Genomic DNA, 12778 nt, shown 5'->3' on the forward strand with positions numbered 1-12778 from the left:
CTGTTGTCTTGCGACGCTATTGTCTTGCAAGAAAAGCAAAATGGCAGGAACGAATCCCCGCCAAATTTAGGGGTACAAGAGTCTAAAGAGGATCTTGTCCCCAGTCAAGGCAAGGCCCCGCCCTCCCCGCTCATCGAACCTCGACAATTTGTCTCGATACGATGAACGGAGCGACCAGGGCCTTACGCTCATTTACCGCAGAACTCAGTTACCGCTCGAGTTCAGCGCTTCGGTCAGTGCAGCTTCCACTTCACTGGCGCTCACGCGCAACGGTTTGTCTGCATCACGGCGACGCTTACGCTCGCTGTGATAAGCCAGACCGGTACCGGCCGGGATCAAGCGACCCACGACCACGTTTTCTTTCAGGCCGCGCAGATAGTCGCGCTTGCCGGTTACCGCCGCCTCGGTCAGTACGCGAGTGGTTTCCTGGAAGGAAGCCGCCGAGATGAACGATTCGGTGGACAACGACGCCTTGGTGATACCCAGCAGAACGCGAGTGAACTTGGAGACAAACTTGTCTTCGCTGCTCAAACGCTCGTTCTCTACCAGAACGTGAGTCAATTCCATCTGGTCGCCCTTGATGAAACTGGAATCGCCGGATTCAGCGATTTCAACCTTACGCAGCATCTGACGCAGGATGGTCTCGATGTGCTTATCGTTGATCTTCACACCTTGCAGACGGTAAACGTCCTGGATCTCGTTGACGATGTACTTGGCCAGCGCACTCACACCCAGCAAACGCAAGATGTCATGCGGATCGCTTGGACCGTCGGAGATAACTTCGCCGCGGTTCACTTGTTCGCCTTCGAAGACGTTCAGGTGACGCCACTTCGGAATCAGCTCTTCGTACGGATCACTACCGTCGTTCGGAGTGATAACCAGGCGGCGCTTGCCCTTGGTCTCTTTACCGAACGCGATGGTGCCGCTGACTTCAGCCAGAATCGACGCTTCTTTCGGACGACGAGCTTCGAACAAGTCGGCAACACGCGGCAGACCACCAGTGATGTCACGGGTCTTCGAAGTCTCTTGCGGAATACGAGCGATAACGTCGCCGATCGCGATTTTCGCACCGTCCGCCACACCGACCAGGGCGTTGGCAGGCAGGAAGTACTGAGCGATAACGTCAGTACCTGGCAGCAACAGATCCTTGCCGTTGTCGTCGACCATCTTCACAGCAGGACGAATGTCTTTACCGGCAGCTGGACGATCTTTGGCGTCGAGCACTTCAATGTTGGTCATACCGGTCAATTCGTCAGTCTGACGCTTGATCGTGATGCCTTCTTCCATGCCCACGTAGGTCACGGTACCTTTCATTTCGGTAACGATCGGGTGAGTGTGCGGATCCCACTTGGCCACGATTGCGCCAGCGTCGACCTTGTCACCTTCTTTAACCGAAATCACGGCACCGTACGGCAGCTTGTAGCGCTCGCGCTCACGACCGAAGTCATCAGCAATCGCCAGTTCACCGGAACGGGAAACAGCAACCAGGTGACCATCCACTCGCTCAACGTGCTTCAGGTTGTGCAGACGGACGGTACCCCCATTCTTCACCTGAACGCTGTCAGCTGCGGAGGTCCGGCTTGCCGCACCACCGATGTGGAACGTACGCATCGTCAGCTGGGTACCCGGCTCACCGATGGATTGGGCCGCGATAACGCCGACCGCTTCACCGATGTTCACCTGGTGACCACGAGCCAAGTCACGGCCGTAGCACTTGGCGCAAATGCCGTAGCGGGTTTCGCAGCTGATCGGCGAACGCACGATCACTTCGTCGATGCTGTTCAGCTCGATGAACTCAACCCACTTCTCGTCTACCAGGGTGCCGGCAGGAACGATGACGTCCTCGGTACCTGGCTTGAATACGTCACGGGCAATAACACGACCCAATACGCGCTCACCCAACGGCTCTACAACGTCACCGCCTTCAATGTGCGGAGTCATCAGCAAGCCGTGCTCAGTGCCGCAATCGATCTCGGTTACAACCAGATCCTGCGCTACGTCTACGAGACGACGAGTCAGGTAACCGGAGTTCGCAGTTTTCAACGCAGTATCCGCCAGACCTTTACGAGCACCGTGAGTGGAGATGAAGTACTGAAGTACGCTCAAACCTTCACGGAAGTTCGCAGTAATCGGCGTTTCGATGATGGAACCGTCCGGCTTGGCCATCAGGCCACGCATACCGGCGAGCTGACGGATCTGCGCAGCAGAACCCCGCGCGCCCGAGTCGGCCATCATGTACATCGAGTTGAAAGATTCCTGGTCGACTTCGACACCATGACGGTCGATGACCTTCTCTTTCGAGAGGTTGGCCATCATCGCCTTGGAAACTTCGTCGTTCGCCTTGGACCAAAGGTCGATCACTTTGTTGTACTTCTCGCCCTGGGTTACCAGGCCGGAGGCGTACTGACTTTCGATCTCTTTCACTTCGTCGGTAGCAGTACCGATGATGCGCGCTTTTTCATCCGGGATAACGAAGTCGTTAACACCGATGGAAACGCCGGAAATGGTCGAATAAGCAAAACCGGTGTACATCAATTGGTCAGCAAAGATCACGGTCTCTTTCAGACCAACCACGCGGTAGCACTGGTTAATCAGCTTGGAGATCGCTTTTTTCTTCATCGGCAAGTTGACGACGTCGAAGGACAGCCCCTTTGGCACAACCTGGAACAACAGCGCACGGCCGACAGTGGTGTCGACGATACGGGTGTTGGTCACGCTGCCGCCGTCACGATCGTTGACGGTTTCGTTGATCCGCACTTTGACTTTCGCGTGCAGTGCGGCTTCGCCGGCACGGAACACACGGTCAACTTCCTGCAGATCCGCGAACACACGACCTTCGCCCTTGGCGTTGATCGCTTCACGAGTCATGTAGTAAAGGCCCAATACAACGTCCTGCGACGGAACGATGATCGGCTCACCGTTGGCTGGCGACAGAATGTTGTTGGTCGACATCATCAACGCACGCGCTTCCAACTGGGCTTCCAGTGTCAGCGGTACGTGCACGGCCATTTGGTCGCCGTCGAAGTCGGCGTTGTACGCGGCGCAGACCAGAGGATGCAGCTGGATAGCCTTACCTTCGATCAGTACCGGTTCAAACGCCTGGATACCCAGACGGTGAAGGGTCGGCGCACGGTTGAGAAGAACCGGGTGTTCGCGAATCACTTCAGCGAGAACGTCCCAGACCTCCGGCAGCTCGCGCTCGACCATCTTCTTGGCAGCTTTGATGGTGGTAGCGAGACCACGCATTTCCAGCTTGCCGAAAATGAACGGCTTGAACAGCTCGAGAGCCATTTTCTTCGGCAGACCGCACTGGTGCAGACGCAGGGTCGGACCTACGGTAATTACCGAACGACCGGAGTAGTCAACACGCTTACCGAGCAAGTTCTGACGGAAACGACCTTGCTTACCCTTGATCATGTCAGCCAGGGATTTCAGAGGACGCTTGTTCGAACCGGTGATAGCGCGGCCACGACGACCGTTGTCGAGCAGTGCATCGACGGCTTCCTGCAACATACGCTTTTCGTTGCGCACGATGATGTCCGGAGCGGACAGATCCAGAAGGCGCTTCAAACGGTTGTTACGGTTGATCACTCGACGATACAGATCGTTGAGGTCGGAAGTCGCGAAGCGACCGCCATCCAGCGGGACCAGTGGACGCAGGTCTGGCGGCAGAACCGGCAGAACGGTCAGCACCATCCACTCTGGCAGGTTGCCGGAACCCTGGAAGGCTTCCATCAACTTCAGACGCTTGGACAGCTTCTTGATTTTGGTTTCGGAGTTGGTTTGCGGAATTTCTTCACGCAGACGACCAATCTCGTGCTCCAGGTCGATAGCGTGCAGCAGTTCGCGGACGGCTTCGGCACCCATACGGGCATCGAAATCGTCGCCGAACTCTTCCAGCGCTTCGAAGTACTGCTCGTCGTTGAGCAACTGACCTTTCTCAAGGGTGGTCATGCCTGGATCGATAACGACATAGCTCTCGAAGTAGAGAACGCGCTCGATATCACGCAGGGTCATGTCCATCAGCAAGCCGATACGGGACGGCAGCGATTTCAGGAACCAGATGTGGGCAACCGGCGAAGCCAGTTCGATGTGCGCCATGCGCTCACGACGAACTTTTGCCAGCGCAACTTCAACGCCGCACTTCTCGCAGATCACACCACGGTGCTTCAAGCGCTTGTACTTACCGCACAGGCACTCGTAATCCTTTACCGGGCCAAAGATCTTGGCGCAGAACAGACCGTCACGCTCAGGTTTGAACGTACGGTAGTTGATGGTTTCCGGCTTTTTAACTTCGCCGAACGACCACGAACGGATCATCTCAGGCGATGCCAATCCAATACGGATGGCGTCGAACTCTTCGACTTGACCCTGGTTTTTCAGCAAATTCAGTAGGTCTTTCAAGGCCTTTCCTCCTGGCGGAGCAGAGAGCGGGCTATCCTGCCCCGCTCTCGATTCGCGTCACGTGTTATTCGGTTTCCAGATCGATATCGATGCCGAGGGAACGAATTTCCTTGATCAACACGTTGAAGGACTCGGGCATGCCCGGCTCCATACGGTGATCGCCGTCCACGATGTTTTTGTACATCTTGGTCCGGCCGTTCACATCGTCCGACTTCACTGTGAGCATTTCTTGCAGAGTGTATGCAGCACCGTATGCTTCCAGTGCCCAGACCTCCATCTCCCCGAAACGCTGACCACCGAACTGCGCCTTACCACCCAGCGGCTGCTGGGTAACCAGGCTGTACGAACCGGTAGAACGAGCGTGCATCTTGTCGTCTACCAAGTGGTTCAGCTTCAGCATGTACATGTAGCCAACGGTAACCGGGCGCTCGAACTTGTTGCCGGTACGGCCGTCGGTCAGCTGCATCTGGCCGCTTTCTGGCAGGTCTGCCAGTTTCAGCATGGCCTTGATTTCGCTTTCCTTGGCACCGTCGAACACCGGAGTGGCCATCGGTACGCCGCCGCGCAGGTTTTGAGCCAGATCCAGGATTTCCTGGTCGGAGAAGTCATCGAGGCTTTCCTGACGACCGCCGATCTCGTTATAGATCTCGTGCAGGAACTTACGCAGCTCGGCAACCTTACGCTGCTCTTCAACCATGCGATTGATCTTCTCGCCCAGACCTTTGGCCGCGAGGCCCAGGTGGGTTTCAAGGATCTGACCGACGTTCATACGCGAAGGTACGCCCAACGGGTTGAGGACGACGTCGACCGGGGTGCCATTGGCATCGTGCGGCATGTCTTCAACCGGCATGATCACGGAGACCACACCCTTGTTACCGTGACGACCGGCCATCTTGTCGCCCGGCTGGATGCGACGACGGATTGCCAGGTAAACCTTGACGATTTTCAGCACACCTGGAGCCAGGTCATCGCCCTGCTGCAGTTTGCGCTTCTTGTCTTCGAACTTGTCGTCCAGCAGACGGCGGCGATCAACGATGTAGGCCTGAGCCTTCTCGAGCTGCTCATTCAGAGCATCTTCAGCCATGCGCAGTTTGAACCACTGGCCATGCTCAAGACCGTCGAGCACTTCGTCGGTGATCTCCTGACCTTTCTTCAGACCGGCGCCGCCTTCGGCTTTGTGGCCGACCAGAGCGGAACGCAGACGTTCGAAAGTTGCGCCTTCGACGATACGGAACTCTTCGTTCAGGTCCTTGCGGATCTCGTCGAGCTGGGACTTCTCGATCGACAGGGCACGAGCATCACGCTCAACACCGTCGCGGGTGAAGACCTGTACGTCGATGACAGTACCCTTGGTACCGGTAGGTACACGCAGGGAGGTATCTTTAACGTCGCTGGCTTTTTCACCGAAGATCGCACGCAGCAGTTTCTCTTCCGGGGTCAGTTGGGTCTCGCCTTTCGGAGTGACCTTACCAACCAGGATGTCGCCCGCGCCAACTTCAGCACCTACGTAAACGATACCGGCTTCGTCCAGTTTGTTCAGTGCAGCTTCACCCACGTTCGGGATGTCTGCAGTGATTTCCTCTGGCCCAAGCTTGGTGTCACGCGCCACACAGGTCAGTTCCTGAATGTGGATCGTAGTGAAACGGTCTTCCTGAACAACACGCTCGGACAGGCAGATGGAGTCTTCGAAGTTGAAGCCGTTCCATGCCATGAACGCGATGCGCATGTTCTGACCCAGAGCCAGTTCACCCATGTCGGTGGACGGACCGTCAGCCATGATGTCGCTGCGCTGAACCCGATCACCTTTACGCACCAGCGGACGCTGGTTGATGCAAGTGTTCTGGTTCGAGCGGGTGTATTTGGTCAGGTTGTAGATGTCGACGCCAGCTTCGCCGGTTTCAACTTCGTCATCAGCAACACGAACCACGATACGGCTGGCGTCGACAGAGTCGATCACGCCGCCACGACGAGCCACGACGCAAACGCCGGAGTCACGGGCTACGTTACGCTCCATGCCGGTACCTACCAGCGGCTTGTCAGCGCGCAGGGTTGGTACAGCTTGACGCTGCATGTTCGAACCCATCAACGCACGGTTGGCGTCGTCGTGCTCGAGGAACGGAATCAGCGACGCAGCAACCGAAACTACTTGCTTCGGTGATACGTCCATCAAGGTGACGTCTTCCGGCGCCTTGACGGTGAATTCGTTCAAGTGACGAACAGCTACCAGCTCATCGATCAGGACTTTCTTGTCGTTCATCGTGGCCGAGGCCTGAGCGATCACGTGATCGGCTTCTTCGATGGCGGACAGGAACACGATCTCGTCGGTGACCAAGGCGTCTTTCACCACACGGTACGGGCTCTCGAGGAAACCGTACTGGTTTGTGCGCGCATAAGCGGCCAGGGAGTTGATCAGACCGATGTTCGGACCTTCCGGCGTTTCAATCGGGCATACACGACCGTAGTGAGTCGGGTGTACGTCACGTACTTCGAAGCCGGCACGCTCACGAGTCAGACCGCCAGGGCCGAGTGCAGAAACACGACGCTTGTGGGTGATCTCGGACAGCGGGTTGTTCTGGTCCATGAACTGGGACAGCTGGCTGGAACCGAAGAACTCCTTAACCGCCGCAGCCACTGGCTTGGCGTTAATCAGGTCTTGCGGCATCAGGCCTTCGCTTTCAGCCATCGACAGACGCTCTTTGACCGCACGCTCAACACGCACCAGGCCCACGCGGAACTGGTTCTCGGCCATTTCGCCCACACAGCGAACACGACGGTTACCCAGGTGGTCGATGTCATCGACGATGCCTTTACCGTTACGGATGTCGACCAGAGTCTTCAGTACCGCGACGATATCTTCCTTGCACAGCACGCCCGAACCTTCGATCTCGGTACGACCGATACGACGGTTGAACTTCATCCGGCCAACCGCAGACAGGTCGTAGCGCTCAGGGCTGAAGAACAGGTTGTTGAACAGGGTTTCGGCCGCGTCCTTGGTTGGCGGCTCGCCAGGACGCATCATGCGATAGATCTCGACCAGCGCTTCCAGTTGGTTGCTGGTGGAGTCGATCTTCAGCGTATCGGAGACGAACGGGCCGCAGTCGATATCGTTGGTGTACAGAGTTTCGATGCGAACAACGCCGGCCTTGGCGATTTTCGCCAGGATCTCGGTGCTCAGCTCGGTATTGCACTCTGCCAGGATTTCGCCGGTTGCCGGATGCACGATGACCTTGGCGGTAGTGCGACCCAGGACGTAGTCCAGAGGCACTTCCAGCTCTTTGATCCCGGCTTTTTCCAGCTGGTTGATGTGGCGAGCAGTGATACGACGACCTTGCTCGACAATAACCTTGCCTTTGTCATCCTGGATATCCAGGACCGCGATTTCACCGCGCAGGCGCTGAGGCACCAGCTCCAGGCTCAGGCTCTCGCCTTTCACGTGGAATACGTTGGTGGTGTAGAACGCGTCCAGCACTTCTTCAGTGGTATAGCCGAGCGCACGCAGCAGTACCGATGCAGGCAGCTTGCGACGACGGTCGATACGCACGAACACGCAGTCTTTCGGGTCGAACTCGAAGTCCAGCCACGAACCGCGGTAAGGAATGATGCGCGCGGAGTACAGCAGTTTACCGGAGCTGTGCGTCTTGCCACGGTCGTGGTCGAAGAACACGCCCGGGGAACGGTGCAGCTGGGAAACGATTACACGCTCGGTACCGTTGATTACAAAGGTACCGTTCTCGGTCATCAGGGGAATTTCACCCATGTAGACTTCTTGCTCTTTGATGTCCTTGATCGCTTTGTTCGACGATTCTTTGTCGAAAATGATCAGTCGCACTTTTACCCGCAAAGGTACGGCGTAAGTTACACCGCGCAATACGCATTCTTTGACATCAAATGCCGGTTCGCCCAGGCGATAACCGACGTACTCCAGCGCAGCATTGCCGGAGTAGCTGATGATCGGGAAAACGGATTTGAAGGCCGCATGCAGGCCCACGTCGCGGAACTGATCTTTAGTCGCTCCCGCTTGCAAGAATTCACGATACGAATCCAGCTGGATGGCCAGGAGGTAAGGCACATCCATGACGTCCGGCAACTTGCTAAAGTCCTTGCGGATACGTTTTTTCTCAGTATATGAGTAAGCCATCAGCGTTCCCCAGCTTGGTCACCTGCTTGTTTGGCCCCTCCCGACGGGAGCGACCAGAAAATCGTGCAAACCCCATGGTTTGCGCCACCGCATCGGGTGGTTACAGCTCGCTATCGGCCCGACCCAGTCGGCTGCCAATAACGGAAAAAGGCCGGTGGCAAGAGCCACCAGCCATCAGCCTTTCGCTTAACGCTCGGGCTGGAAACGCAAAGTCGATGCTTACTTCAGCTCGACTTTAGCGCCTGCTTCTTCCAGAGCTGCTTTGGCTTTGTCAGCTGCGTCTTTGGCAACAGCTTCCAGAACCATGGCAGGTGCGCCGTCAACTACAGCCTTGGCTTCTTTCAGGCCCAGACCGGTCAGTTCACGTACAGCCTTGATCACGTTAACTTTCTTCTCGCCAGCTTCGGTCAGCATGACGTTGAATTCGGTTTGCTCTTCAGCAACTGCAGCAGCAACAGCTGGACCAGCCGATGCAGCAGCAGCGGTAACGCCGAATTTTTCTTCGAAAGCTTTGATCAGCTCAACAACTTCCATTACGGACATGTTGCCAACTGCTTCAAGGATATCGTTCTGAGAGATAGACATGAATCTAATTCCTGATATTGGGGACGGCCTACGCGACCATCGAAAAAAACAAAAAACGCGAGAAGTTGACGAGCCTTAGGCTGCAGCAGCTTCTTTCTGGTCGCGAATTGCCGCCAGAGTACGAGCCAACTTGCTGGTAGCGCCTTGAATCACGCTCATCAGCTGAGAAATTGCTTCGTCACGGGTCGGCAGAGTTGCCAGTACGTCGATTTGGTTAGCTGCGAGGAACTTGCCCTCGAACGCAGCTGCCTTGATCTCGAACTTATCCTGACCCTTTGAGAACTCCTTGAAGATCCGGGCAGCAGCGCCTGGATGTTCTTTGGAGAACGCAATCAGGGTAGGGCCAGTGAACACGTCGTTGAGGACACTGAATTCAGTGTCAGCAACAGCGCGCTTGAGCAGGGTGTTACGTACAACACGTACGTAAACGCCAGCTTCACGAGCCTCTTTACGGAGTCCGGTCATCGCGCCTACTGTTACGCCACGGGCATCAGCCACGACAGCGGACAGAGCGACTTTGGCAGCCTCGTTGACTTCAGCGACGATGGCCTTCTTGTCTTCGAGTTTAATTGCCACGGGTTTAACTCCTGCTTGATACCGTTTCATCCAGTCGAAACCGGATGTCGTTTTGGTGTCTGATTCGGTAAGGAACCGGGAGCACCATCTGCGTAGGCTTGAGGTTTAAGACTTACGTCGCCTACGGTCTTGGATAGCCCCCGCCAGGCAGGGACCCCAATCTTTCAAATTGGCGCAATTGCTTGCACCAACTCTTGTCTTACGCGTCCAGCGAGCTCTGGTCGATAACCAGACCTGGGCCCATGGTGGTGCTCAGGGTAACGCGCTTGACGTAGATGCCTTTCGAAGAAGCTGGCTTGATACGCTTCAGGTCGGCGATCAGAGCTTCGACGTTTTCCTTCAGCTTGACGGCATCGAAGCCGATCTTGCCAACGGAAGTGTGGATGATGCCGTTTTTGTCGGTACGATAACGAACCTGACCAGCCTTGGCGTTTTTAACCGCGGTAGCTACGTCTGGAGTTACGGTGCCGACTTTAGGGTTAGGCATCAGACCACGTGGACCGAGGATCTGACCCAGTTGACCTACAACGCGCATGGCATCCGGGGATGCGATCACTACGTCATAGTTCAGGTCGCCGCCTTTCATTTCGGCAGCCAGGTCGTCCATACCTACGCGGTCAGCGCCGGCAGCTAGAGCGGCTTCAGCAGCTGGACCCTGGGTGAACACAGCAACACGAACGGTCTTGCCAGTGCCGTGTGGCAGCACAGTAGCGCTACGAACAACCTGGTCGGATTTACGTGGGTCAACACCCAGGTTCACAGCAACGTCGAACGACTCGCTGAACTTGACAGTCGACAGCTCGGCCAACAGTGCAGCGGCGTCTACAATGTTGTAGGCCTTGCCTGCTTCGATTCTGCCGGCGATAGCCTTTTGACGCTTGGTCAGCTTAGCCATTACACACCCTCCACGTTAAGGCCCATGCTACGAGCAGAACCGGCGATGGTACGCACGGCTGCTTCCATATCAGCTGCAGTCAGATCCGCGTTTTTGGTTTTCGCGATTTCTTCCAGCTGAGCACGGGTTACGGTGCCAACCTTAACGGTGTTCGGACGAGCGGAACCGCTGGTCAGACCGGCCGCCTTCTTCAGCAGAACCGAAGCAGGGGTGGATTTGGTTTCAAACGTGAAGCTACGGTCGCTGTAAACAGTGATGATCACTGGAGTCGGCAGACCTGGCTCAAGACCCTGAGTACGGGCGTTGAAAGCCTTGCAGAACTCCATGATGTTCACGCCGTGCTGACCCAGAGCAGGGCCAACAGGTGGGCTTGGGTTAGCCTGAGCGGCCTTCACTTGCAGCTTGATGTAAGCGGTAATCTTCTTGGCCATGAGGCACTCCAATTACGGGTTCAAACGCCTCGAAAGGCTCCCCGGTTACTTGCGCGTTTATCCCAGTGACGACAAAACCCCACAGCCTAAGGCTGCGGGGTTGGGATGCTTGCTCAGCTAGACTTTTTCGACCTGGCTGAACTCCAACTCTACCGGAGTAGAGCGACCGAAAATGAGCACCGCCACTTGGATCCGGCTCTTCTCGTAGTTAACTTCTTCGACAACGCCGTTAAAATCGGCGAATGGTCCGTCGTTGACGCGTACGGTTTCACCCGGCTCGAACAACGTCTTCGGCTTCGGCTTATCGCTACCATCAGCGACGCGACGCAGAATAGCTTCTGCTTCTTTATCGGTGATCGGTGCAGGTTTATCAGCAGTACCGCCGATGAAACCCATCACCCGAGGAGTATCCTTGACCAAGTGCCAAGTACCCTCATTCATATCCATCTGGACCAGCACATAACCCGGGAAGAATTTGCGCTCGCTTTTGCGTTTCTGGCCATTACGCATTTCAACCACTTCTTCAGTGGGAACCAGAATCTCGCCAAAGCCATCTTCCATGCCAGCCAGCTTTACGCGCTCAATCAGCGAGCGCATGACATGCTTCTCGTAACCGGAGTAAGCATGCACAACATACCAACGCTTAGCCACGGGACACCCTTAGCCGACGATCAAGGAAACAAGCCAGCCTAGCAGGGAATCAAGCCCCCACAACAGCAACGCCATAACCAGGACAACAGCCACAACAATCAACGTGGTCTGCGTGGTTTCTTGGCGAGTCGGCCATACGACTTTACGAATCTCGGTGCGCGCTTCCTTAACCAGTACAAAGAAAGACTTGCCCTTAACCGTCTGCAGGCCTACAAAGGCAGCTACAGCAGCAATCACAAGCAAAGCGAGCACGCGGTACAGGATCGGCGAAGCAGAGTAATACTGATTGCCAACAACGCCAACAACCACCAAAGCAACTACTAATAGCCACTTGAGCAGATCGAAGCGAGAACCTTGAGCTTCAGCTTTAGGAGTCATCTATGAAGATCCTGTGAAAAGAAAGCCAGACACACTTGGTGAATCTGGCAGGTCAGGAGGGAATCGAACCCCCAACCTACGGTTTTGGAGACCGTCGCTCTGCCAATTGAGCTACTGACCTAAAACAAAATCAGGCCGACCATTATGCCGGCCTGAAGAAGACTTTACAACAATTTACTCAATGACCTTGGCACGGCATTACCACCGAAGCGCGCAACCGCCCTCACGAACAACATAGCGCAACCACAAGCCATTAAAACAAAGGCAGATATTTTCATATCTGCCTTGTTATATGGAGCTCTTGAGCGGATTTGAACCGCTGACCTCACCCTTACCAAGGGTGTGCTCTACCAACTGAGCTACAAGAGCGAAACACTGTGCAAAACCTGCAAACTTGGAGCGGGTAGCGGGAATCGAACCCGCATCATCAGCTTGGAAGGCTGAGGTTCTACCACTAAACTATACCCGCGAGGCTTGCAGCTCTCGCTAAAAATGGTGGAGGGGGAAGGATTCGAACCTTCGAAGTCGTAGACGTCAGATTTACAGTCTGATCCCTTTGGCCGCTCGGGAACCCCTCCTAAGCGAGCCGGCATTCTATATCATGCCAGCCTTCTGTCAAGCATTTTCTCATTAAAAACCTGAGGTTAGCTGCGTTGACCTCGCTACACACTGCTTACCCTTTTAGGTCTTCACTGTGGAGCGGGCGCCATTCTATGCAAA

8 protein-coding genes and 4 tRNA genes are annotated in these 12778 nt (G+C 55.6%); all 12 read right to left on the minus strand.

Features of this window, described 5'->3' with window-relative positions:
* Window positions 1-204 precede the first annotated feature (204 nt).
* A complete protein-coding gene (gene rpoC, locus AC07ZE_RS26760) occupies window positions 205-4404 on the minus strand; it encodes a DNA-directed RNA polymerase subunit beta' (protein ID WP_207267352.1) in 4200 nt (1399 codons plus the stop codon).
* A 64-nt stretch (window positions 4405-4468) separates the two neighbouring features.
* Window positions 4469-8542: a DNA-directed RNA polymerase subunit beta gene (rpoB, locus tag AC07ZE_RS26765; RefSeq protein ID WP_095197168.1), complete on the minus strand. Its 4074-nt coding sequence runs from the start codon at window positions 8540-8542 to the stop codon at window positions 4469-4471.
* 219 nt (window positions 8543-8761) lie between these two features.
* Window positions 8762-9127 (minus strand): 50S ribosomal protein L7/L12, encoded by a 366-nt coding sequence (gene rplL, locus AC07ZE_RS26770; RefSeq protein ID WP_007970414.1) that lies wholly within the window; start codon window positions 9125-9127, stop codon window positions 8762-8764.
* Between the two features lie 75 nt (window positions 9128-9202).
* Entirely contained in the window at window positions 9203-9703 is a 501-nt protein-coding gene (gene rplJ / locus AC07ZE_RS26775) for a 50S ribosomal protein L10 (RefSeq protein ID WP_095197167.1), read from the minus strand.
* A 199-nt stretch (window positions 9704-9902) separates the two neighbouring features.
* Window positions 9903-10598: a 50S ribosomal protein L1 gene (gene rplA / locus AC07ZE_RS26780; protein WP_207267354.1), complete on the minus strand. Its 696-nt coding sequence runs from the start codon at window positions 10596-10598 to the stop codon at window positions 9903-9905.
* The gene (rplK, locus tag AC07ZE_RS26785; protein ID WP_007933726.1) at window positions 10598-11029 is read right to left on the minus strand and encodes a 50S ribosomal protein L11; all 432 of its coding nucleotides are present in this window, start codon (window positions 11027-11029) and stop codon (window positions 10598-10600) included. The genes rplA and rplK overlap by 1 nt, the downstream gene beginning before the upstream one ends.
* 117 nt (window positions 11030-11146) lie before the next feature.
* On the minus strand, window positions 11147-11680 hold the full coding sequence (nusG, locus tag AC07ZE_RS26790; protein ID WP_007957598.1) for a transcription termination/antitermination protein NusG: 534 nt from the start codon (window positions 11678-11680) through the stop codon (window positions 11147-11149).
* Between the two features lie 9 nt (window positions 11681-11689).
* Entirely contained in the window at window positions 11690-12058 is a 369-nt protein-coding gene (gene secE, locus AC07ZE_RS26795) for a preprotein translocase subunit SecE (protein WP_207267356.1), read from the minus strand.
* Window positions 12059-12103: 45 nt separating this feature from the next.
* Window positions 12104-12179: transfer RNA gene (locus AC07ZE_RS26800), tRNA-Trp, on the minus strand.
* Window positions 12180-12351: 172 nt separating this feature from the next.
* A tRNA-Thr gene (locus AC07ZE_RS26805) sits at window positions 12352-12427 on the minus strand.
* Window positions 12428-12453: 26 nt separating this feature from the next.
* Window positions 12454-12527: transfer RNA gene (locus tag AC07ZE_RS26810), tRNA-Gly, on the minus strand.
* A gap of 24 nt (window positions 12528-12551) precedes the next feature.
* Window positions 12552-12636: transfer RNA gene (locus AC07ZE_RS26815), tRNA-Tyr, on the minus strand.
* Window positions 12637-12778 lie beyond the last annotated feature (142 nt).

The sequence above is a fragment of the Pseudomonas sp. GW101-3H06 genome, assembly GCF_059424605.1.